This is a genomic window from Streptomyces sp. NPDC017095 (genome assembly GCF_044332325.1).
Lineage (GTDB): Bacteria > Actinomycetota > Actinomycetes > Streptomycetales > Streptomycetaceae > Streptomyces.
The window spans coordinates 336,023-357,979 of the sequence record NZ_JBIROU010000009.1 but is presented as its reverse complement, the minus strand read 5'-3'; the positions used below and the strand labels follow the sequence as shown (position 1 = coordinate 357,979).

Sequence of the window (21,957 nt, the reverse complement as noted above, 5' to 3'; positions counted from 1 at the left end):
GGGCTGCGAGAATCATGAAGATCCACAAGTACGACACCGTCATCGTCGGCGCCGGCGGCGCGGGCATGCGCGCCGCCATCGAGGCGACGAAGCGCAGCCGCACCGCGGTCCTGACCAAGCTCTACCCCACCCGCTCCCACACGGGCGCCGCGCAGGGCGGCATGGCCGCCGCGCTCGCCAACGTGGAGGAGGACAACTGGGAGTGGCACACCTTCGACACGGTCAAGGGCGGTGACTACCTGGTCGACCAGGACGCCGCCGAGATCCTGGCGAAGGAGGCCATCGACGCCGTCCTCGACCTGGAGAAGATGGGCCTGCCGTTCAACCGGACCCCGAACGGCACCATCGACCAGCGCCGCTTCGGCGGCCACTCCCGCAACCACGGCGAGGCCCCGGTCCGCCGGTCCTGCTACGCCGCGGACCGCACCGGCCACATGATCCTCCAGACGCTGTACCAGAACTGCGTCAAGGAGGGCGTGGAGTTCTTCAACGAGTTCTACGTCCTGGACCAGCTGATCACCGAGGTCGACGGCGTCAAGCGGTCCGCCGGCGTCGTGGCGTACGAGCTGGCCACCGGCGAGATCCACATCTTCCAGGCGAAGGCCGTGATCTACGCCTCGGGCGGCACCGGCAAGTTCTTCAAGGTGACCTCCAACGCGCACACCCTGACCGGTGACGGCCAGGCCGCGGTCTACCGGCGCGGGCTGCCGCTGGAGGACATGGAGTTCTTCCAGTTCCACCCGACCGGCATCTGGCGCATGGGCATCCTGCTCACCGAGGGCGCCCGCGGCGAGGGCGGCATCCTGCGCAACAAGGACGGCGAGCGCTTCATGGAGAAGTACGCTCCCGTCATGAAGGACCTGGCGTCGCGTGACGTCGTGTCCCGCTCCATCTACACGGAGATCCGCGAGGGCCGGGGCTGCGGTCCCGAGGGCGACCACGTCTACCTGGACCTGACCCACCTGCCGCCGGAGCAGCTCGACGCCAAGCTGCCGGACATCACCGAGTTCGCGCGCACCTACCTGGGCATCGAGCCGTACACGGACCCGATCCCGATCCAGCCGACCGCGCACTACGCGATGGGCGGCATCCCGACGAACGTCGAGGGTGAGGTCCTGGCGGACAACACCACGGTCGTCCCGGGTCTGTACGCGGCCGGCGAGGTGGCCTGCGTCTCCGTGCACGGCGCCAACCGGCTCGGCACCAACTCGCTGCTGGACATCAACGTCTTCGGCCGCCGCGCGGGCATCGCCGCCGCCGAGTACGCGGCGAAGGCCGACTACGTGGAGCTGCCGGAGAACCCGGAGTCCCTGGTGGTCGAGCAGATCGAGCGGCTGCGCACCTCCACCGGCAGCGAGCGGGTGGCCACGCTCCGCCGCGAGCTGCAGGAGACCATGGACGCCAACGTCATGGTGTTCCGCACCGAGCAGACGATCAAGACGGCCGTCGAGAAGATCGCCGAACTCCGGGAGCGCTACAAGAACGTGGCGATCCAGGACAAGGGCAAGCGGTTCAACACGGACCTGCTGGAGGCCATCGAGCTGGGCAACCTGCTGGACCTGGCCGAGGTCATGGCCGTCTCGGCGCTGGCCCGCAAGGAGTCCCGCGGCGGTCACTACCGCGAGGACTACCCGAACCGCGACGACGTCAACTTCATGCGCCACACCATGGCGTACCGCGAGGTCGGCGCCGACGGCTCGGAGACCATCCGTCTCGACTACAAGCCGGTCGTCCAGACCCGCTACCAGCCGATGGAGCGTAAGTACTGATGGCTACCCCTGTCCTGGACAAGGCGGACGCGGCCGGCCGGCCCGAGCCCGGTTTCGCCGACTCCCCCTACATCACGGTCACCTTCCGCATCCGCCGGTTCAACCCGGAGGTCGCGGCGGAGGCCGTCTGGGAAGACTTCCAGCTGGAGATCGACCCCAAGGAGCGCGTCCTCGACGGCCTCCACAAGATCAAGTGGGACCTCGACGGCACCCTCACCTTCCGCCGCTCGTGCGCCCACGGCATCTGCGGTTCGGACGCGATGCGGATCAACGGCAAGAACCGCCTCGCCTGCAAGACGCTGATCAAGGACATCAACCCGGAGAAGCCGATCACGGTCGAGCCCATCAAGGGCCTGACGGTCCTGAAGGACCTGGTCGTGGACATGGACCCGTTCTTCCAGGCGTACCGGGACGTCATGCCGTTCCTGGTCACCAAGGACACGAACGAGCCGACCCGCGAGCGGCTGCAGTCGCCGGAGGACCGCGAGCGCTTCGACGACACCACGAAGTGCATCCTCTGCGCGGCCTGCACCTCCTCCTGCCCGGTGTTCTGGAACGACGGCCAGTACTTCGGCCCGGCCGCGATCGTGAACGCCCACCGCTTCATCTTCGACTCGCGTGACGAGGCCGGGGAGCAGCGGCTGGAGATCCTCAACGACCGCGACGGCGTGTGGCGCTGCCGCACCACCTTCAACTGCACGGACGCCTGCCCGCGCGGTATCGAGGTCACGAAGGCGATCCAGGAGGTCAAGCGCGCCCTGATCACGCGCCGCTACTGACCGCCGTATGCCTGCGGCTCACCCGGGCCCCGTCCGCCGGTTCGTTCCGGCGGGCGGGGCCTCGTCGTACGGCGCACGCCGAGCACGCGTGCCGCGCACCGGCCCGGTCCCGGACTTCCCGCGGTGACCGCGCGCCCCGTGCGGTGGGGCTCCTCGCTTCCGGGCACCCGGACTCTTAATGTGACGACATGTCAGACGAAGAGTCGTACGAACTGCTCGGGTTCGACAACGTGCTGCTCCCCGTCGGCGACCTCGGCGAGGCCGTCGCCTTCTACGAGCGGGCCGGCTTCGCCGTGGGCTTCCGCCTCGACGAGGCCGGGATCGCGCTGCTGAGGATCGGTGCGGAGACCCCCGGCATCCTGCTGCGCGCCGAGGAGGGGCTGCGGCAGCGGCCGCCGCACTGGCCCGCGCCGCGGATCTGGCTGGAGGTGGCGGACGCGCGGGCGGCGGCGCGGGACCTGGCCGCCGCCGGCATCCCGCCCCTGGACGAGATCACTCAGGGGGCCACCGGCTGGACCGTGGAGATCGCCGATCCCTGGGGCAACCTCGTGGGCTTCACGGACTACACCAAGCGCCCGGCGCTGGGCCGCAGAAGCTGAGCGAGGGCGCGTCGGCAGCGGCCCGGCGGCCCCCGGGCCGGACGGCGGCGCGCGGGGCCGGGCCCGCACCACCGTCCGGCCAGAGCCCGGTCCGGACCACTCGTTAGGCTCTCCTACCGTGCCCGCGAAGAACGACGGCCCCGCAGCGGCCGGTCCCCACAGCAGCAAGTCCGAGCAGACCCGCGCGCTGATCCTGCAGACCGCGATGCGGCTGTTCCAGGAGCGCGGGTACGACAAGACGACCATGCGGGCCATCGCCACGGAGGCCGGTGTCTCCGTCGGCAACGCCTACTACTACTTCGACGGCAAGGAACACCTGATCCAGGGCTTCTACGACCGGATCGCCGTCGAGCACCAGGCGGCGGTGCGGGCGGTGCTGGAGCGGGAGACCGAGCTGGAGGCGCGGCTCGCGGGCGTGCTGACGGCGTGGCTGGACATCGCCCGGCCGTACCACGAGTTCGCGGTCCAGTTCTTCAAGAACGCCGCCGACCCGGACAGCCCGCTCAGCCCCTTCTCGCCGGAGAGCGAGCACGCCCGCGAACAGGCCATCGGCGTGCACCGGGCGGTGCTGGCCGGCACGAAGTCCAAGGTGGCCCCGGAACTGCGGGACGTGCTGCCCGAGTTGATGTGGCTGTCCCAGATGGGCCTGATCCTGTACTGGATCTTCGACCGCACCGAGGACCGCGAGCGCAGCTACCGGCTGGCGCGGCGCGGGGCCCGGCTGACCGCGCGCGGGGTGGCGCTGGCCCGGTTCCGGGTGCTGCGGCCGCTGGTCCTGGAGGTCCACGAGCTGTTCACGGACTTCCTGCCGGGGATGACCCGGCTGCTGCCGGACCCCGGGCGGCTATGACATCCGGCGCAGTGCGCGCAGTCCGCGCAACCCGATGACCCCGATGGCCGTCCCCCATACGAAGGAAGCGACCGCCAGCAGCAGGTGCACCCAGAAATACGCGGTCGGGTGGCCGTCGTCGAAGGCGAGTCCGCTGCCGTCCTTGACGAGATTCTTGACGAAAGTGACCCAGATGACCCAGCTCCACACGCCGAAGGCGAGCAGGAACCAGGAGACAGGGCGGCTGAGCTTCATGCGTCCAGTATCGCCGTCCGGCGGCCGGGTCCGTGCCGGGGGTGGGGCCGGGGGTGGGGCCGCTGCCGGGACCGCGCGGTCCGTGGCCGCCCCGGGGACCGCCGGCCGGCGTGCCCTGCTGATCGCCTCCGCCACCGCGCTGTCCCTGGGCGTCACCGCGCCCGCCGCCCTCGCCGCGCCGGACCCCACGACGAGCCCGACGGCCACTCCCCCGGCCGCGATGTCGACGCTCGGCGGGGCCCGGCTCGGGATGCCGGGCACCCAGGTCAACCTCGCCCCGGGCGTCCCGGTGCTGCCCAAGGAGCTGACCGCCCGCTCCTGGATCGTCTCCGACGCCGAGTCGGGCGAGGTCCTCGCCGCGCACAACGCGCACTGGCGGCTGCCCCCGGCCAGCACGCTGAAGATGCTGTTCGCGGACACCGTGCTGCCCCGCTTCCCCAAGGACACCCGGTACAAGGTGGCTCCGGCGGACCTGAAGGGGGTGGGCGCCGGTTCCAGCGTGGTCGGGATAAAGCCGGGCACCACCTACTCCGTCCACGACCTGTGGCTCGGGGTCTTCCTGCGCTCGGGCAACGACGCGGTGCACGTGCTGTCCGCGATGAACGGCGGGGTCCGGCAGACGGTGCGGGACATGCAGGACCACGCCGGGGAACTCCAGGCGCTGGACACGGACGTGGTCTCGCCGGACGGCTACGACGCGCCGGGGCAGCTGTCGTCGGCGTACGACCTGTCGCTGTTCGCCCGCTCCGGGCTGCAGAAGAAGGACTTCCGCGACTACTGCTCGACGGTCAGCGCCACGTTCGGCTCCGCCGAGATCCGCAACACCAACCGGCTGCTCAGCGGCGACAGCGACGTGCCCGTCTACCCGGGCATCGCGGGCGTGAAGAACGGCAACACCACGCACGCGGGCGCCACCTTCACCTCGGTCGCCGAGCGGAGCGGCAAGGTGCTGCTGGTCACGGTGATGAACCCGGAGAAGCACGAGCACAACGAGGTCTACAAGGAGACCGCGAAGCTGCTCGACTGGGGCTTCCAGGCGGTCGGCAAGGTCGATCCGGTGGGCGAGCTGGTGCCGCCGCGCAGCGCCGCGTCGGCCACCGGCCGGCCGGACGCCGGCGCCACCGCCGGGCCGGGCCCGCAGCAGCCGGCCGGCGGCACCGGCGGGACGGGCGCGAAGCCGGTGGCGAGCGCCGCCACCGCGTCCGGCGCCGGCGGCGCCGGGATCGCCCTGGGCGTCGCGGGCGGTCTGCTGGTGCTGCTCGGCGGCGGGGCCTACCTGGTCAACCGCCGCTGGCCGCTGCCGGAGCTGATGCGCCGCCGGACGCGTCCCTGAGTTCGGTCTCCTTGCTCCCGGTCGCCGTCCAGGAGGCGCAGAACAGCACGAGTTTCGCGGTGAAGTTGATCCACAGCAGCAGCGCCACGGGCACCCCGAACGCGCCGTACATGCTCTTCGCCGCGACTCCCTGGACATAGCCGCTGAGCAGCAGCTTCAGCAGTTCGAAGCCGACCGCGCCGAGCAGCGCGGCGACCAGCAGGCGGCGCCGCGGCGGCTCCACCCCGGGCAGCAGGGTCAGGACGTAGAGCAGCACCAGGAAGTCGGCGAGCACGGCGACGACGAACGCGGCGACCTGGAGCAGCACCACGCCCCAGCCGTGCTCGTCCAGGCCGATCCGCCGGGACAGCAGGCCCACGGCGGCCGAGGCGAGGGTGGACACGGCGAGGGTGACCAGCAGGGCGCCGCCGAAGCCGAGCAGGATGCCGGCGTCCTTGGCCTTGGCGAGGACCGGGTTCTCGTCGGGGTCCGGCAGCTCCCACACCGCACGCAGACAGTCCCGCACTTGGCCGACCCAGCCGATGCCGGTGAACAGCAGGGCCGCGCCCGCGATGACGCCGACCGTGCCCGCGTTGTCCACCAGGGTCGTGAGGTCCAGCTGGTCGGACAGGCCCGGGAACTGGGCGGCGATGCGGTGCTCGACGGCCCGCTCGCTGGCCGGGCTGAGCGTGGCGGCGGTGATCGCGGCGGCCACGGTCAGCAGCGGGAACAGCGCCACGAAACTGACGAACGTCATGGCGGCGGCCAGCCGGGCCCACTTCACCCGGTCGAGCCGCTCGTAGCACCGCCACGCGTGCGTGGCCGTCAGCCGGGTGACGATCGGCCCGATCCCGGGGAGCCTCTTCAGCCAGTCCATGATGCGACTGTGCCCGCTGTGCGGCGAGGTCATCACCGCGTTTCTCCGCCGGCACGGTCATATGCGGACGATACGGTCGGCTACGGCGCGACCCGTGGGGCGTACGCGTCCGTGTGCCCCGGCTGGGTCGGCACGACGGGTCCGCCGAAGGCGTACTCGCGCAGCTTGCGCCACACGCCGTCGGCGCCCTGCTCGTACAGCGCGAAGCCGGTGCACGGCCACTCAGCCGCGTAGTCCGCCAGTTCCGCGAAGGCGCGGTCCATGGCCGGCTCGTCGATGCCGTGCGCGACGGTGACGTGCGGGTGGTACGGGAACTGCAGTTCGCGCGCCACCGGGCCGGACGCGTCCCGGATGCGCTGCTGGAGCCGGGTGCAGGCGTCGGCGCCCCGCACCACCCGCACGTACACCACCGGCGACAGGGGCCGGAAGGTGCCGGTGCCGGACAGCCGCATCGGGAACGGCCGGCCCGCCGCGGCGACCTCGGCGAGGTGCGCGTCGATCGCGGGCAGGGCGGCCTCGTCCACCTCGGTCGGCGGCAACAGCGTGACGTGGGTGGGGATGCCGTGAGCCGCGGCGTCGCCGAAGCCCGCGCGCCGCTCCTGGAGCAGGCTGCCGTGCGGCTCCGGGACCGCGATCGACACGCCGATCGTTACGGTCCCCACGTCGTCTCCTGTCGTCGCGTCTGTCGTCATCTCGGCCGTCTCGTCCGGGCCGTCGGGTATCGACTGTACGGCCATGGATGTCCTGTGGGCAGGCGCAGCGGAAGTGATGTACGGCGCTCCGCCCGCGCGGGCCCGTGCGGTCGTACGCCTCAGTGCTTGGCCGGCAGGAAGCCCACGCGGTCGTACGCCTGCGCGAGGGTCTCGGCGGCGACGGCGCGCGCCTTCTCGGCGCCCTTGGCGAGGATCGCGTCCAGCGTCTCGGCGTCGTCCAGGTACTGGTGGGTGCGCTCGCGGAACGGCGTCACGAACTCCACCATGACCTCGGCGAGGTCGGTCTTGAGCGCGCCGTACATCTTGCCCTCGTACTCCTGCTCCAGCTCGGCGACGGTCCGGCCGGTGAGCGTGGAGTAGATGGTGAGGAGGTTGGAGACGCCCGGCTTGGCGGCGACGTCGTAGCGGATCACCGTGTCGGTGTCGGTGACCGCGCTCTTGACCTTCTTCGCCGTGGTCTTCGGCTCGTCGAGGAGGTTGACGAGGCCCTTCGGCGTGGACGCCGACTTGCTCATCTTGACCGTCGGGTCCTGGAGGTCGTAGATCTTCGCCGTCTCCTTGAGGATGTACGGCTTGGGGATCGTGAAGGTGTCGCCGAAGCGGCCGTTGAAGCGCTCGGCGAGGTCGCGGGTCAGCTCGATGTGCTGGCGCTGGTCCTCGCCGACCGGCACCTCGTGGGCCTGGTACAGCAGGATGTCCGCGACCTGGAGGACCGGGTAGGTGAACAGGCCGACGGAGGCCCGGTCGGCGCCCTGCTTGGCGGCCTTGTCCTTGAACTGGGTCATGCGGCCGGCCTCGCCGAAACCGGTGAGGCAGTTCATGACCCAGGCGAGCTGGGCGTGCTCGGGGACGTGGCTCTGCACGAAGAGGGTGCAGCGGTCGGGGTCCAGACCGGCGGCCAGCAGCTGTGCCACGGCCAGGCGGGTGTTGGCGCGCAGTTCCTTCGGGTCCTGGGGGACCGTGATCGCGTGCAGGTCGACGACCATGTAGAACGCGTCGTGGGACTCCTGGAGGGCCACCCACTGGCGGACGGCGCCGAGGTAGTTGCCGAGGTGGAACGAGCCGGCGGTGGGCTGGATGCCGGACAGCACGCGGGGTCGGTCAGTCGCCATGCCTCTCATTGTCTCAGAGAGCGCGGGGCGTTCGGTGCGTGGGGAACCGCGGGCCGGTGCGGGCCGGCCGCGCGGTTCCCTCCGCCGCGTGCGGGACGCCTCAGCCGAGGTCGACCTGCGGGTAGAGCGGGAAGCCGGCCACCAGGTCCGTGGCCCGCCCGGCGATCTCCCGCGCGACCTTCTCGTCCAGGACGTGGGCCGCCTTGGACGGGGCGCCCGACTTGGTGGTGCCGGGCTCGGTGGTGGTCAGCACGCGGTCGATCAGGCCCGCCACCTCGTCCATCTCGGCCGTGCCCAGGCCGCGGGTGGTGAGCGCGGGCGTGCCGACGCGGATGCCGGAGGTGTACCAGGCGCCGTTCGGGTCGGCCGGGATGGCGTTGCGGTTGGTGACGATGCCGGAGTCGAGCAGGGCCGCCTCCGCCTGGCGGCCGGTCAGGCCGTAGGAGGTGGCGACGTCGATCAGGTTCAGGTGGTTGTCGGTGCCGCCGGTGACCAGGGTGGCGCCCCGGCGCAGCAGGCCCTCCGCCAGCGCGCGGGAGTTGTCCACGATGCGCTGGGCGTAGTCCTGGAAGGCGGGCTGCCGGGCCTCGGCGAGGGCGACGGCCTTGGCGGCCATGACGTGCGGGAGCGGGCCGCCGAGCACCATCGGGCAGCCGCGGTCCACCTGGTCCTTGAGGGAGTCGTCGCACAGCACCATGCCGCCGCGCGGGCCGCGCAGGGACTTGTGGGTGGTGGTGGTGACGATCTGGGCGTGCGGGACCGGGTCGAAGTCGCCGGTGAGGACCTTGCCCGCGACCAGGCCGGCGAAGTGCGCCATGTCGACCATGAGGGTCGCGCCGACCTCGTCGGCGATCTCGCGCATGATCCGGAAGTTCACCAGCCGGGGGTAGGCCGAGTAGCCCGCGACGATGATCAGCGGCTTGAAGTCGCGGGCCTGGGCGCGCAGGGCGTCGTAGTCGATCAGGCCGGTGGCCGGGTCGGTGCCGTAGGAGCGCTGGTCGAACATCTTGCCCGAGATGTTCGGCCGGAAGCCGTGGGTGAGGTGGCCGCCGGCGTCCAGGGACATGCCGAGCATCCGCTGGTTGCCGAAGGCGTGGCGCAGCTCGGCCCAGTCGGCCTCGGTCAGGTCGTTGATCTGGCGGACGCCGGTCTTCTCCAGGAACGGGGCCTCGACGCGGTCGGCGAGGACGGCCCAGAAGGCGACGAGGTTGGCGTCGATGCCGGAGTGCGGCTGGACGTAGGCGTGGCGGGCGCCGAACAGCTCGCGGGCGTGCTCGGCGGCGAGGGACTCCACGGTGTCGACGTTGCGGCAGCCGGCGTAGAAGCGGCGGCCGACGGTGCCCTCGGCGTACTTGTCGCTGAACCAGTTGCCCATCGCCAGCAGGGTCGCCGGGGAGGCGTAGTTCTCGGAGGCGATCAGCTTGAGCATCTCGCGCTGGTCGGCGACCTCCTGGCCGATGGCGTCGGCGACGCGCGGCTCGACGGCGCGGATCACGTCCAGGGCGGCGCGGAAGGCGGTGGACTCGGTGGAGAGGGGGGCGGCGTTCTCGGGCATCGGGGACCTCCGGACGGTGTGCGTACAGCGTTCACGTTCGGCCCAGGCGCACGGCACTCGTCCCGCTCGGGCCGCTCCCCGATGGTCCGTCCCATCCCAGCGCGCCAGTCACGGCCCGTCGCCAGCCTACCGGGCGCGCCGGGCGGTGAAGATGCCGCGTCCGGCATCCGGGCGGCGGTAAGAAGGGGGCTCACCGTCGTGTCCGGCCGGATCCGGGAGGGGCCGTGCCCAGTGCGGAAGACCTGATCGCCACCGCCGGCGCGCACTGCGCGCCCACCTACCGCCCGCTGCCGGTGGTGATCGCCACGGGTCGGGGCGCGTGGGTGACGGATGTGGCGGGGCGGCGCTATCTGGACCTGCTGGCCGGTTACTCCGCGCTCAACTTCGGGCACGGCAACCCGCGGCTGGTGGCGGCGGCCGGGCGGCAGCTGGAGCGGGTGACGCTGACCTCCCGCGCCTTCCACCACGACCGGTTCGCGGCGTTCTGCGCCGAGCTGGCGCAGCTGTGCGGGATGGAGATGGTGCTGCCGGCGAACACCGGCGCGGAGGCGGTGGAGGGCGCCGTCAAGACGGCCCGGAAGTGGGGCTACCGGGTGAAGGGCGTGCCCGCCGGGAGGGCGAAGATCGTGGTGGCGGGCGGCAACTTCCACGGCCGTACGACCACGGTGATCAGCTTCTCCACGGACCCGGCGGCCCGCGCGGACTTCGGGCCGTACACGCCCGGGTTCGAGATCGTGCCGTACGGCGACCTGACCGCGCTGCGGGCGGCGCTCACCGAGAACGCGGTGGCCGTGCTGCTGGAGCCGGTGCAGGGCGAGGCCGGGGTGATCGTGCCGCCGGCCGGCTATCTGGCGGGTGTGCGGGAGCTGACGCGGGAGCGGAACGTCCTCTTCGTGGCCGACGAGATCCAGTCCGGGCTGGGCCGCACCGGGCGGACGTTCGCGTGCGAGCACGAGGGCGTGGTGCCGGACGTGTACGTGCTGGGCAAGGCGCTGGGCGGCGGGATCGTGCCGGTGTCGGCGGTGGTGTCGAGCGCGGCGGTGCTCGGGGTGTTCCGGCCGGGCGAGCACGGGTCGACGTTCGGCGGCAACCCGCTGGCCTGCGCGGTGGCGCTGGAGGTGATCGCGATGCTGCGGACCGGGGAGTACCAGGAGCGGGCGGCCCGGCTGGGCGAGCGGCTGCACGGGCTGCTGGGCGGGCTGGCCGGCCCGGGCCGGGTGACGGCGGTGCGCGGGCGCGGGCTGTGGGCCGGGGTGGACGTCTCCCCGGCGGCGGGCACCGGGCGGGAGGTCTGCGAGCGGCTGCTGGCCCGCGGGGTCCTGGCCAGGGAGACCCACGGGCCGACGATCCGGCTCGCGCCACCGCTGGTGATCGGGGAGGAGGACCTGGACTGGGGGGTGGAGCAGCTACGGGCGGTGCTGGGCGGCTAGGGCGTGTCCGGCCGTGCCCGTCCGCCGTCGGCGGCCGTGGTCAGAGGATCACGTGGGGCAGGAAGCGGGCGTACTCGTCCGTGATCAGGCCCGTGGACTCGCGGATGCCGAGGCCCGCCGGGGCGCCGCCGACGACCCAGGTGCCGAGGACGGTGTGGTGGCCGGCGAAGGCGGGGAGGGGGGCCAGTTGCTGGTAGCAGCAGGGGTCCTCGCGCGGGGGCGGCGGCGGGGAGCCCGGCGGGTGGACGGTGATGCCCTCGCCCTCGCGGCCCAGCAGGGGCTTGGCGACGTAGCCGGTGGTGGCGGCCAGGTCGCGGGGGCCGTCGAGGTAGGCGGGCAGCAGGTTGGGGTGGCCGGGGTACAGCTCCCAGAGGACGGCCAGCAGGGCCTTGTTGCTGAGGAGCATCTTCCAGGCCGGTTCGATCCACAGGGTGCTGCCGGTGCCGCCGCCGTTGTCCAGGGTGTCCAGGACGTGGCCGCCGAAGGCGTCGGCGGTGAGCCACTCCCACGGGTACAGCTTGAAGATGCCGCGGATGAAGCGGAGCCGGTTGTCGACGAAGCGGCCGGAGAGGGTGTCCCAGCCGATCTCCTCCATGGCGAGCCAGTCGGTGTCCAGGCCCGCCTGTTCCGCCGTCTCCTTGAGGTAGGCGACCGTCATCAGGTCCTCGCCGAGTTCGTCGGCGGCGGAGTGCGCGAAGTGCAGCGGGCTGCCGGGCGGCAGCAGGGCGGACTGGGCGCGCCAGGCCTCCACCAGGCGTTCGTGCAGGGAGTTCCACTGGTCGGCGCCGGGGAAGCGCTCCTCCATCCAGAACCACTGCGGGGAGGCCGCCTCGACCAGCGAGGTGGGCGTGTCGGCGTTGTACTCCAGCAGCTTCGCCGGGCCCGTGCCGTCGTAGCGAAGGTCGAAGCGGCCGTAGACGGTGGGCAGTTCGGCGCGGCGGTGCCAGGACTCGGTGACCGCGGCGGCCAGCCGCGGGTCGGTGATGCCGAGGTCGGCGAGCCGGTCCTCGGCGACGAGGTGCGCGGCCGCCGCGAGGCACATGCGGTGCAGTTCCGCGACCGTCTCCTCCAGCGCCTCGACCTCGTCGAGGGTGAAGACGTAGTAGGCGCTCTCGTCCCAGTAGGGGCGCAGCGAGCCGTCGGGGTGGCGGGTGAGCGGGTAGACCAGGCCCTGGGCCTCGACAATCTGCTGCCAGCCGGGCCGGGGGGTGAGGGTACGGCGTTCCATGCGCGTGTCCCTCAGCCGCCGGAGCTGCCCTTGCCGCCGCCGAAGCCGCCGCGGTGGACCCCGTTGCCGTCGTCACCGCCGGACGACGAGCCGCCGGACGACGAGCCGCCCGAACTCCCGCCCGAGCCGCCGGGCTTGGTGAAGGAGCCGCCGTCGACCCAGCCGCCCTTCTCCTCGCCCTTGTAGTACCAGGCCGCGTCGGCCGGCCGCTTGACGCCCTTCCTGACGGGCTTCTTCCGGCCCGTCGTGGTGCCGCCGGCCGGAGAGGAGGTCTTGCAGTTCTTGTCGGCGACGACCTTGTAGCCCTTGACCACGTCGTAGCTGTCGCGGTCGACGCAGCGCTTGTCCGGTTCGGAGGAGCAGGCGGTGAGCGCGGCGGCCAGCAGTCCCACGCCGCCGAGGACGACCGTGCCGGAACGGAGCTGACTTCGGGTCTGCGCCATGGTGTGTCTCCCCCGTCATGGCCCTGTGGATGGGACGTTCGGCGGTCAGCCTAGAGCCGTCGGGAGCGGCGTGGCCCGCCGGGGGTGGATCTTCCCGGGCGGGATTCCGGGAGCGGGCTTCCCCGGAGCGGGTCCCCGGGGCGCCCGGCGGGGGCGGCGCGGCGGTGTCCGGGCTGTCACGGCAGTGCCCGGCACAGGGCCTCCAGGGCGCCCGCCCAGGCGCTGTCCGGCGGGGTGCCGTAGCCGACGACCAGCGCCTCCAGGGGGTCGGCCACGGCCTCGGGGTGGCGGTAGAAGGCCAGGCCGTGCAGGGCCAGTCCCTGGAGGCCGGCCGCCTGGACCACCGGCCGCTCCAGGCCCGGCGGCAGCCGCAGCACCGCGTGCAGCCCGGCCGCGATGCCCGTGACCCGTACCGTGGGCGCCCGGTCTGCCACGGCCGCGGCGAGGGCGTCCCGGCGGCGCCGGTAGCGCAGCCGGGCGGAGCGGACGTGCCGGTCGTAGGCGCCGGAGGCGAGGAACTCGGCCAGGGTCAGCTGGTCCAGCACCGGGCAGGTGTCGACGTGGCCCTTGGCCGCGACCACCTCGTCCACCAGGGACGGCGGCAGCACCGCCCAGCCCAGCCGCAGTCCGGGCGCCAGCGACTTGCTGGCGGTGCCCAGGTACACCACCCGGTCCGGGTCCAGGCCCTGGAGCGCGCCGACGGGCTGGCGGTCGTAGCGGAACTCCCCGTCGTAGTCGTCCTCCAGGACCAGCCCGCCGGTGCGCCGGGCCCAGTCCACGACGGCGGCCCGCCGGTCCGGGTGCAGCGGTGTGCCCATCGGGAACTGGTGGGCCGGGGTGAGCAGGACCGCGCCGGCGCCGTCCGGGGCGCGGGGGTCGGTGCCGAGCGCGTCGTAGGGCAGCGCGGGCGTGGCGAGTCCGGCGCCGCGCAGCAGCCGCCAGTGGTAGTCGAGGCCGTAGGACTCCACCGCCGCGGCGCGCACCCCGCGCGCCCGCAGCAGCGGGCCGAGCAGGCGCAGGGCGTGCGAGAACCCGGAGGTGATCACCACGGTGTCCGGTGTGGCGCGCACGCCGCGGACCCGGGCGAGGTAGCCGGCGAGCGCGGTGCGCAGCTCCCGCCGGCCGCGCGGGTCGCCGTAGCCGAGCGCGTCGAACGGGGCCGTGGCCAGCGCGCGGCGGGCCGCCTTGAGCCACTCGGCGCGCGGGAAGGAGGCGAGGTCGGGCGTGCCGGGGACGAGGCTGTGGGCGAGGCGGCCGGGTTCCCGGCGGCCCGGCCCGGCGGGGCCGGCCGGCGGGACCACCACCCGGTCCGCGACCCGGGTGCCGGAGCCCTGCCGGGCGGTCAGCCAGCCCTCCGCGACCAGGTCGGCGTAGACCTCGGCGACGGTGTTGCGGGCGACCCCGAGGTCGGCGGCGAGGGTCCGGGAGGACGGCAGCCGGGTGCCGGGCGCGAGCCGGCCGGTGCGGACCGCGTCGCGCAGGGCATCGGTCAGGCCCCGGCGCAGGCCGCCCGATGCGGCCGGTTCGAGGTGCAGGTCGACGCCCAAAGTGGCCCAGGAACTCGCCATGGGAATGGACCATACCCCTGGGCTGCCCGGCTTCTAGGGTCGAAGACATGAACACCGCAACGGAACCCGTCACCTACGCCCACGAAGAGCCCGCGCGGCTGAGCTGGGCCCAGCACGCGCCCGAGGTCTACAAGGCGATGATCAAGCTGGACGCCGCCGCCAGGAAGGGCCTGGACCCGCGGCTGGCCGAGCTGGTCAAGATCCGCGCCTCGCAGCTCAACCGCTGCGCGCTCTGCCTCGACATGCACTCCAAGGACGCCCTCGCGGCCGGCGAGAGCGTGGAGCGGGTCGTGCAGCTCAGCGCGTGGGAGGAGTCGCGGCACTACTACACCGCGAAGGAGCTGGCGGCGCTGGAGCTGACCGACGCGGTCACCGTCCTCACCGACGGCTTCGTGCCGGACGAGGTCTACGAGCGCGCGGCCGAGCACTTCGACGAGGCCGAGCTGGCCCAGCTGATCGCCGCGATCGCGGTGATCAACGCCTGGAACCGGTTCGGCGTGACCACCCGGACCCCGCCGGGTCACTACCAGCCGGGACAGTACAAGTGAGCCGTACCCAGCTGCTGGACCCCGAGGTCTACCAGGCGCTGGCCGCGGCCGGCGCGGCGGCGAAGAAGGGGCTGGACGACCCGGTCCTGGCCGAACTGGTCATGATCCGCGCCTCGCAGCTCAACCACTGCGCGTTCTGCCTCGACATGCACCTGCGCCTGGCCCGGCGGCAGGGCGAGTCGGAGGACCGCATCCACTTCCTCACCGCATGGGAGGAGACCGAGGACCTCTACAGCGACCGGGAGCGGGCCGCGCTGGCGCTGACCGAGGCGGTCACCCTGCTGACGGGGGACGGCTCGCGGACGGAGTCCGGGAAGGGCTTCGTGCCCGACCGGGTCTACACCGAGGCGGCCGGGCACTTCACACAGACCGCACTCGCCCACCTCATCGCCCTGATCACCGTCATCAACACCTGGAACCGGCTGATGGTCAGCCGCCGGGTGCCGCCGGGCGGGCGGCAGCCATGAGCCGGGCGGAGGAGTTCCGCGCCCTGCACCGGGGGCGCCTGCCGGACCGGCCGCTGGTGCTGCCCGGGCCGTGGGACGCGGCGAGCGCGCGGGTCTTCGCGGCGGCCGGGTTCCCGGCGCTGGCCACGCCGAGCGCCGGGGTGGCCGCCTCGCTCGGGTACGAGGACGGGGCCACCCCGGCCGACGAGATGTTCGCCGCGGTCGCCCGGATCGCGCGCGCGGTGGACGTGCCGGTGTCGGCGGACGTCGAGGGCGGCTACGGGCTCACGCCCGGGGAGCTGACCGGACGGCTGCTGGAGGCGGGCGTGGCCGGCTGCAACCTTGAGGACTCCGAGGACGGTGTCCTGAAGGACCCGCACGCGCACGCCGAGTTCCTCGCCGGGGTGCGGGAGGCCGCCGCCGGGCACCTGTTCGTCAACGCCCGCGTCGACGTCTTCGTGCACGGCGACGGCGACCCGGAGCAGGCCATCGAGCGGGCCGCGCTGTACCGCGCGGCGGGCGCCGAGTGCGTGTACCCGATCCTCGCCCCGCCGGAGCTGGTGCCGCTGCTGCGGTCCGGGATCGAGGGCCCGCTGAACCTGCTGGCCCGGCTGGACGGGGACGGCCCCTCGCCCGCCGCGCTCGGCGGACTCGGGGCCACCCGGGTCACGTTCGGCCCCGGCCTCCAGCGGCGGGCCACGGCCGCGCTGCGGGAGATCGCCGCCGGCCTGACGGAGTAAAGCCGCTCAGGGCAGCCACTTCTTCCAGACGGACGGGTGGCTGTCCACCCACTTCCTCGCCGCTTCCTGTGGGTCGGTCTTCTGCTCGGCGATCATCAAGGAGACCTCGTTCTGGTCCTCGGTGGTCCACCGGAACTTCTTCAGGAAGGCCGCCGCCGCGCCGCCGGACGCGGCGAACCGGGCGTTGAGGTACTTCTTCAGCGGGGTGTGCGGATAGGCGCAGGCGATCTTCGCCGCGTCCGCGTCGCAGCCCTCCTTGTACGGCGGCAGCCGCACCTCGGTCATGGGCACCTTCTCGAACAGCCACTGGGGCGAGTACCAGTACGTCAGGAAGGGCTTCCTCTCCTTGGCGAACTGCTTGATCTGGGTGATCTGCGCGGCCTCGGAGCCGGCGAAGACGACCCGGTAGTCCAGGTCCAGGTTGTTCACCAGGGCCTTGTCGTGGGTGACGTAGGACGGCGAGCCGTCCATCAGCTGGCCCTTGCCGCCGCTCTCCGCGGTCCGGAACAGCGGGGCGTACTGGTCCAGGTGGCGCCAGTCGGTGATGTCCGGGTGCCGCTTGGCCAGGTACGTCGGCACGAACCAGCCGATGTGCCCGGTCACGCCGAGGCCGCCGCCGGACACGACCGTCTTCTTGTCCTCGACGTACCGCTTCTCCTGGTCCGGGTGGCCCCAGTCCTCCAGCAGGGCGTCGACCCGGCCCTGGCTCAGCGCGTCCCAGGCCGGCACCTCGTCCACCTGGACGGTGTCGACGCGGTAGCCCAGCTTGTGCTCCAGGATGTACCGGGCGACGGCCGCGTCGGACTGCGCGCCCACCCAGGACTGCACGGACAGGGTGACCGTCTTCGCGCCCCGGGCGTCGGCGAACGGGCTGGCCTGCCTGGTCATGTCGGCGGCCCCGCACCCGGTGGTCAGGGTCAGCACGGCGGCGGCGGCCGTGATCGCGCTCCGGCGCATGTCAGGCTCCCTTCCCGGGACGGCGCCCGGTCGGCTGGGTGACCCGGTCCAGCATCAGGCCCAGGCAGACGATGGCCGCGCCGGCCACCAGACCGGTCGCCAGGTCGCCCTGGGCGAGGCCGAAGGCGACGTCGTAGCCGAGGGCGCCGCCGCCGACCAGGCCGCCGATGATGACGACGGCGAGGACCAGGACCACGCCCTGGTTGACGGCGAGCAGCAGCGCGCGCCGGGCGAGCGGGAGCTGCACCTGCCACAGCTGCTGCCGGCCGGTCGCGCCGAGCGAGCGCGCGGACTCCAGTGCCGCCTGGTCGACCTGGCGCAGGCCCTGCGCGGTGATCCGGACGACGGCCGGCAGGGCGTAGACGACGGCGGCGGCGACGGCCGGGGCGCGGCCGACGCCGAACAGGGCGACGACCGGGATCAGGTACACGAACTGCGGCATGGTCTGGAAGACGTCCAGGACGGGCCGCAGGGCGCGTTCGACGCGGTCGCTGCGGGCCGCGGCGACGCCGGTGGCGAGGCCGAGGACCAGGGTGACGGCGACGGCGGCCAGCACCTGGGAGAGGGTGTCGAGCGCCGGCTCCCACACGCCGAGCACCCCGATCGCCGCCATGGCGAGGACGGCGGTCAGCGCGGTGCGCCAGGTGCCGATCAGCCAGGCCGGGACGGCGACCAGGAGCAGCACCGCCCACCAGGGCAGCGCTTGCAGGCCGTCGCGGACGGGATCGAGCACCCAGGTGGTGAAGCGGCCCGCCCAGTCGGCCGTGCCGCCGACGACCGGGACCCCGGAGTAGAGGTGGCCGGTCATCCAGTCGACGGCCCGGTCGACCGGCGCGGCGATGTCCAGGACCCGGCCGGCGGGCCAGTCGGACGCGCCGAGCAGCCGGGCGCCGAGGGCGGCGGCCGCGGTGACGGCCAGGGCGTAGGGCCAGCCGATGGTCCTCGGGCGGGCGGTGCCGTCGCCCGCCGCCGCGGTCACCCGGTCCAGCACGACCGCGAGCAGCACGATCGGGAGGCCGGCGGCGAGGGCGGCGCCGACGTCGACCGAGGCGAGCGCCTGGTAGACGCGGTCGCCGAGGCCGCCGGCGCCGATGACGGCGGCGATGACCGCCATGGACAGCGCCATCATGATCGTCTGGTTGAGGCCCAGCAGCAGTTCCCTGCGGGCCAGCGGGATACGGGCGGTCAGCAGCCGCTGGCGGCGGGTGGCACCGAGCGACTCCACGGCCTCCAGGACTTCGGGGTCGGCACCGCGCAGGCCGAGCGCGGTGAGCCGGGCCATCGGCGGGGCGGCGTAGACGACGGTGGCGAGGACGGCCGCGGGGACACCGATGCCGAAGACCAGGACGACGGGGAGGAGGTAGGCGAAGGCCGGGAGCACCTGCATGGTGTCCAGGACCGGGCGCAGGGCGCGGTCGAGCCGGCCGGAGAGCCCGCCGGCGAGGCCGAGGAGCGCACCCACCAGCACGGAGGCGAGGACGGCCACGGTCATCAGCGCCAGGGTCTGCATGGCCGGCACCCACATGCCCAGGGCGCCGCAGGCGAGGAGGGCGAGGGCGGTGCCGGCGGCCAGCCGGACACCGGCGACGCGCCAGGCGAGCAGGGCGCCGAACACGGTGACGCCGGCCCAGCCCGCGCCGAGGAGGGTGACGTAGACGGCGCGTACGGCGATGACGACCGCGTTGCTGACGTGCCCGAAGAAGTACAGGAACAGCGGGTGGCTGTCCCGGTGGTCGATGATCCAGTCGCTGGCCGACGCCAGCGGCCCGGAGAGGTCGACCGTGAGCGCGTGCGGCCAGGTTCCGTGGCCCCAGCGGCCCACGAGGGGCACGAGGGCCGCGGTGAGGAGGGCCAGCACGAGGAGTTTGCCCGCGGCCCGGCTCCGCAGGAGGCGGGGGGCGGCGGAGCGGGCGACCGGGGCGGTGAGCGTGGCCATCAGACGGCCTCCGGGGTGGTGCGGGGGCCGGACGGAGCGGGGCGGGGGCTCTCCGGGACGGCGCCGGAGCCGGACGGGGGCGCTTGCGCGGGCCGGGCGGACGGCGGCGCGGCGGCGCTCGTGGTCCCCGGGTCCATACCCGGCGCCTGGGGGGCGCTCATGGTCCCGGAGTCCACACCCGGCGCCGGCGCGGCGCTCGTGGTGACAGGGTCCACGCCGGCCACCACGCCGAGCAGCCGTTCCTGGTCGACCACGCCGAGGCAGCGGCCGGCGGCCATCACCCGGGCCGGGGCGCCCGCGCGGGCGACGGCCTCGATGGCCTCGGCGACCGTGGCCTCCGGCCGGACGGCCGGTCCGGTGGCCGTGTCCTCGGGGGACAGCGGGCGCATGGCCGTACGGCAGGTCAGCACCTGTTCGCGCGGGACGTCCCGGACGAACGCGCGGACGTAGTCGTCGGCCGGGGAGCCGACGATCTCCTCCGGGGTGCCCAGCTGGACCACGCGGCCGTCGCGCATCAGGGCGATGCGGTCGCCGAGTTTCAGGGCCTCGCTCAGGTCGTGGGTGATGAAGACCATCGTGCGGCCCTCCTCGCGGTGCAGGCGGGTCACCTCGTCCTGCATGTCGCGGCGGATGAGCGGGTCGAGCGCGCTGAACGGCTCGTCGAACAGCAGCACCTCGGGGTCCACGGCCAGCGCCCGGGCCAGCCCCACCCGCTGGCGCTGGCCGCCGGAGAGCTGGCCGGGCCGGCGCCTCTCCATGCCTTCCAGGCCGACCTTGGCGACGAACTCGGCGGCTCGCTCCCGGCGTTCGGACTTGCCGACGCCCTGGATCTCCAGGCCGTAGGCGACGTTGTCGAGGACCGTGCGGTGCGGGAGCAGGCCGAAGTGCTGGAAGACCATCGCGGCCCGGTGCCGGCGCAGTTCGCGCAGCCGGGACCGGTCCATCGCGCGGACGTCCTCGCCGTCGATGGCGATCGTGCCCGCCGTCGGCTCGATCAGCCGGGTCAGACAGCGGACCAGGGTGGACTTGCCGGAACCGGACAGGCCCATGACGACGAAGACCTCGCCCTTGCGGACGTCGAAGGAGACGTCCCGGACGGCGGCGGTGCAGCCGGTGCGGGCGCGCAGTTCGGCGGGGCCGAGCGCGCTGAGCGCGGGGTCGGCGGGGACGCGGCCCGGCCGGGGCCCGAAGACCTTCCACAGGCCGGACACGGAGAAGACGGGCTCGGTGGCGGTGGGCGGTTTGCGCGTGGGGACGGCGAGGGTCATCGCACGTCACCTCCGATCAGATCGGCGGCCTTCTCCCCGACCATGAGGACCGCGACCATCGGGTTGACGGCGGTCATGGCCGGGAAGACGGACGCGTCGGCGATCCGGACGCCGTCGAGACCGCGGATTCTCAGCTCCGGGTCGACCACGGCGAGTTCGTCGTCGGCGGCGCCCATCCTGCAGGTGCCGGCCGGGTGGTAGACGGTGTGCGCGGCCTTGCGGGCGTACTCGCTCAGCTCGGCGTCGCCGGTGATCTCCGGGCCGGGGCACACCTCGCGCTTGAGCCAGCCGGCCAGCGGTTCGGTCCCGGCGATCTCGCGGGCGATGCGGATGCCGTCGACCAGGGTGCGGGCGTCGTAGTCGTCCTCGTCGGTGAAGTAGCGGAAGTCCAGGGCGGGCTTCACGGACGGGTCGGCGCTGGTCAGGTAGAGCCGGCCGCGGCTCCTGGGCTTGGGGATGTTCGGGGTCATCGACACGCCGTGCGCCGGGCGCGTGTAGCCGAGGCGCTCGGGGTTGTCGGTGAACGGGATCTGGTAGAAGTGGAACATCAGGTCCGGGCCCGCGTGGGAGGGGTCGCGGCGGACGAACAGGCCCGCGTCGGAGTCCATCGCGGAGTTCTCCGGGATCGGGCCGTGGGTCTCCCAGACGATGACGGACTCGGGGTGGTCGAGCAGGTTCTCGCCGACGCCCGGCAGATCGTGCGCGACGGGGATGCCGAGCGCTTCGAGGTCGCCGCGCGGTCCGATGCCCGAGTGCAGCAGCAGCCGCGGGGAGTCGACGGCGCCCGCGCACAGGACCACCTCGTGCCGGGCCCGGATCAGCAGGTCCTCGCCGTCCTCGGTGCGCACCCGCACGCCCTCGGCGCGGGTGCCGGCCAGCTCCAGCCGGTACGCCCAGGTCTCCAGGAAGATCCGCAGGTTGGGGCGCTCGTCGAGCACCGGGTGCAGATAGGCCACGGAGGCGGAGGAGCGCTTGTTGTCCTCCGGGTGGTAGGCGAGGTCGAAGAAGCCGACGCCGTCGTCGAACGGCTCGCGGTTGAAGCCCTCGACGCGGGGTACCCCGAGTGCCGACCGGGCCGCGTCGACGAAGTCGCGGGCGATGGCGTTGCGGTCCTTCTCGTCGACGGTGACGATGTTGTTCTTCAGCCGGCCGAAGTAGGGCTCCATGGGGGCGGCGCCCCAGCCCTTGGCGCCGGCGGCCTCCCACTCGTCCCAGTCGGAGGGCAGCGGCTTGAAGGAGATGAGCGTGTTGTGGGAGGAGCAGCCGCCGAGCACGCGGGCGCGGCTGTGCCGGATGTGGGAGTTGCCGCGGGGCTGCTCCACGGTCGGGTAGTCGTAGTCGAGTTCGCCGCCGAGCAGGCCCATCCAGCGGCGCAGGGTGAGCACGTCGTCGCGGCCGACGTCGCTCGGGCCGCCCTCGATGACGGCGACGGTGACGTCGGGGTTCTCGGTGAGGCGGGAGGCGATGACGGAGCCCGCCGTGCCGCCGCCGATGACGACGTAGTCGTAGACGTGGGGCGTGGTCTCGGACATGGGGGTGCTACTCCAGGGGTGTGGGGATACTGCTCCGGCGCCGCGGTGGGGTGCGCCGGGC

General features: G+C 73.2%; 21 protein-coding genes. 9 read left to right on the top strand and 12 right to left on the bottom strand.

Annotated features, from left to right (window positions below):
• Positions 1 to 14: 14 nt before the first annotated feature.
• From sdhA to ACH4OA_RS20585, 4 genes are all read left to right on the top strand, one after another.
• Positions 15 to 1,769 (top strand): succinate dehydrogenase flavoprotein subunit, encoded by a 1,755-nt coding sequence (gene sdhA, locus ACH4OA_RS20600; RefSeq protein ID WP_397946651.1) that lies wholly within the window; start codon positions 15 to 17, stop codon positions 1,767 to 1,769.
• The gene (locus ACH4OA_RS20595) at positions 1,769 to 2,548 is read left to right on the top strand and encodes a succinate dehydrogenase iron-sulfur subunit (RefSeq protein WP_365879922.1); all 780 of its coding nucleotides are present in this window, start codon (positions 1,769 to 1,771) and stop codon (positions 2,546 to 2,548) included. The genes sdhA and ACH4OA_RS20595 overlap by 1 nt, the downstream gene beginning before the upstream one ends.
• A gap of 188 nt (positions 2,549 to 2,736) precedes the next feature.
• Positions 2,737 to 3,147 carry a VOC family protein gene (locus ACH4OA_RS20590; RefSeq protein ID WP_365879924.1) on the top strand — a complete coding sequence of 137 codons (411 nt, stop codon included), beginning with the start codon at positions 2,737 to 2,739 and terminating at the stop codon, positions 3,145 to 3,147.
• Positions 3,148 to 3,265: 118 nt separating this feature from the next.
• A complete protein-coding gene (locus tag ACH4OA_RS20585; RefSeq protein ID WP_397970077.1) occupies positions 3,266 to 3,997 on the top strand; it encodes a TetR/AcrR family transcriptional regulator in 732 nt (243 codons plus the stop codon).
• Here ACH4OA_RS20585 and ACH4OA_RS20580 read toward each other — a convergent pair.
• The gene (locus ACH4OA_RS20580) at positions 3,992 to 4,231 is read right to left on the bottom strand and encodes an SCO4848 family membrane protein (protein ID WP_365879928.1); all 240 of its coding nucleotides are present in this window, start codon (positions 4,229 to 4,231) and stop codon (positions 3,992 to 3,994) included. The two genes, ACH4OA_RS20585 and ACH4OA_RS20580, sit on opposite strands and share 6 nt — an antisense overlap.
• 82 nt (positions 4,232 to 4,313) lie before the next feature.
• On the opposite strand from ACH4OA_RS20580, the gene ACH4OA_RS20575 reads away from it, so the two are divergent.
• Positions 4,314 to 5,564, top strand: coding sequence for a D-alanyl-D-alanine carboxypeptidase family protein (locus tag ACH4OA_RS20575; protein WP_397970075.1), 1,251 nt, complete (start codon positions 4,314 to 4,316; stop codon positions 5,562 to 5,564).
• On the opposite strand, the gene ACH4OA_RS20570 is transcribed toward ACH4OA_RS20575, so the two are convergent.
• The 4 genes from ACH4OA_RS20570 to ACH4OA_RS20555 all read right to left on the bottom strand — a co-directional run bounded on the left by ACH4OA_RS20570 (position 5,512) and on the right by ACH4OA_RS20555 (position 9,800).
• On the bottom strand, positions 5,512 to 6,420 hold the full coding sequence (locus ACH4OA_RS20570) for a YihY/virulence factor BrkB family protein (protein ID WP_397938140.1): 909 nt from the start codon (positions 6,418 to 6,420) through the stop codon (positions 5,512 to 5,514). The genes ACH4OA_RS20575 and ACH4OA_RS20570 overlap by 53 nt on opposite strands.
• 80 nt (positions 6,421 to 6,500) lie before the next feature.
• On the bottom strand, positions 6,501 to 7,082 hold the full coding sequence (locus ACH4OA_RS20565; protein WP_365878148.1) for a 2'-5' RNA ligase family protein: 582 nt from the start codon (positions 7,080 to 7,082) through the stop codon (positions 6,501 to 6,503).
• A gap of 149 nt (positions 7,083 to 7,231) precedes the next feature.
• Positions 7,232 to 8,245 carry a tryptophan--tRNA ligase gene (gene trpS, locus ACH4OA_RS20560; RefSeq protein ID WP_397970074.1) on the bottom strand — a complete coding sequence of 338 codons (1,014 nt, stop codon included), beginning with the start codon at positions 8,243 to 8,245 and terminating at the stop codon, positions 7,232 to 7,234.
• Between the two features lie 100 nt (positions 8,246 to 8,345).
• Positions 8,346 to 9,800, bottom strand: a complete 1,455-nt coding sequence (locus ACH4OA_RS20555) for a glycine hydroxymethyltransferase (protein ID WP_397938144.1) — start codon at positions 9,798 to 9,800, stop codon at positions 8,346 to 8,348.
• A gap of 224 nt (positions 9,801 to 10,024) precedes the next feature.
• Between ACH4OA_RS20555 and rocD the strand changes: the two genes are divergently transcribed.
• Positions 10,025 to 11,230 (top strand): ornithine--oxo-acid transaminase, encoded by a 1,206-nt coding sequence (gene rocD, locus ACH4OA_RS20550; protein ID WP_397970073.1) that lies wholly within the window; start codon positions 10,025 to 10,027, stop codon positions 11,228 to 11,230.
• Between the two features lie 40 nt (positions 11,231 to 11,270).
• Here rocD and ACH4OA_RS20545 read toward each other — a convergent pair whose 3' ends face one another.
• From ACH4OA_RS20545 to ACH4OA_RS20535, 3 genes are all read right to left on the bottom strand, one after another.
• Positions 11,271 to 12,458, bottom strand: coding sequence for a glutathionylspermidine synthase family protein (locus ACH4OA_RS20545; RefSeq protein WP_397946655.1), 1,188 nt, complete (start codon positions 12,456 to 12,458; stop codon positions 11,271 to 11,273).
• Between the two features lie 11 nt (positions 12,459 to 12,469).
• Positions 12,470 to 12,901 carry a hypothetical protein gene (locus ACH4OA_RS20540; protein WP_365878158.1) on the bottom strand — a complete coding sequence of 144 codons (432 nt, stop codon included), beginning with the start codon at positions 12,899 to 12,901 and terminating at the stop codon, positions 12,470 to 12,472.
• Positions 12,902 to 13,077: 176 nt separating this feature from the next.
• Entirely contained in the window at positions 13,078 to 14,469 is a 1,392-nt protein-coding gene (locus ACH4OA_RS20535) for a PLP-dependent aminotransferase family protein (protein ID WP_365878160.1), read from the bottom strand.
• A gap of 47 nt (positions 14,470 to 14,516) precedes the next feature.
• On the opposite strand from ACH4OA_RS20535, the gene ACH4OA_RS20530 reads away from it, so the two are divergent.
• The 3 genes from ACH4OA_RS20530 to ACH4OA_RS20520 are packed head-to-tail and all read left to right on the top strand — an operon-like array spanning position 14,517 to position 16,203.
• On the top strand, positions 14,517 to 15,017 hold the full coding sequence (locus tag ACH4OA_RS20530) for a carboxymuconolactone decarboxylase family protein (protein ID WP_397970071.1): 501 nt from the start codon (positions 14,517 to 14,519) through the stop codon (positions 15,015 to 15,017).
• Positions 15,014 to 15,484, top strand: coding sequence for a carboxymuconolactone decarboxylase family protein (locus ACH4OA_RS20525; protein ID WP_397946657.1), 471 nt, complete (start codon positions 15,014 to 15,016; stop codon positions 15,482 to 15,484). Before ACH4OA_RS20530 ends, ACH4OA_RS20525 begins: the two co-directional genes overlap by 4 nt.
• On the top strand, positions 15,481 to 16,203 hold the full coding sequence (locus tag ACH4OA_RS20520) for an isocitrate lyase/phosphoenolpyruvate mutase family protein (RefSeq protein WP_397946658.1): 723 nt from the start codon (positions 15,481 to 15,483) through the stop codon (positions 16,201 to 16,203). The genes ACH4OA_RS20525 and ACH4OA_RS20520 overlap by 4 nt, the downstream gene beginning before the upstream one ends.
• 6 nt (positions 16,204 to 16,209) lie before the next feature.
• On the opposite strand, the gene ACH4OA_RS20515 is transcribed toward ACH4OA_RS20520, so the two are convergent.
• The 4 genes from ACH4OA_RS20515 to ACH4OA_RS20500 are packed head-to-tail and all read right to left on the bottom strand — an operon-like array spanning position 16,210 to position 21,896.
• Positions 16,210 to 17,160, bottom strand: a complete 951-nt coding sequence (locus tag ACH4OA_RS20515) for an ABC transporter substrate-binding protein (protein ID WP_397938154.1) — start codon at positions 17,158 to 17,160, stop codon at positions 16,210 to 16,212.
• Position 17,161: 1 nt separating this feature from the next.
• Positions 17,162 to 19,096 (bottom strand): ABC transporter permease, encoded by a 1,935-nt coding sequence (locus tag ACH4OA_RS20510; RefSeq protein ID WP_397970069.1) that lies wholly within the window; start codon positions 19,094 to 19,096, stop codon positions 17,162 to 17,164.
• On the bottom strand, positions 19,096 to 20,364 hold the full coding sequence (locus tag ACH4OA_RS20505; protein ID WP_397970067.1) for a glycine betaine/L-proline ABC transporter ATP-binding protein: 1,269 nt from the start codon (positions 20,362 to 20,364) through the stop codon (positions 19,096 to 19,098). The genes ACH4OA_RS20510 and ACH4OA_RS20505 overlap by 1 nt, the downstream gene beginning before the upstream one ends.
• Positions 20,361 to 21,896, bottom strand: coding sequence for a GMC family oxidoreductase (locus tag ACH4OA_RS20500; protein WP_397938160.1), 1,536 nt, complete (start codon positions 21,894 to 21,896; stop codon positions 20,361 to 20,363). Before ACH4OA_RS20500 ends, ACH4OA_RS20505 begins: the two co-directional genes overlap by 4 nt.
• Positions 21,897 to 21,957 lie beyond the last annotated feature (61 nt).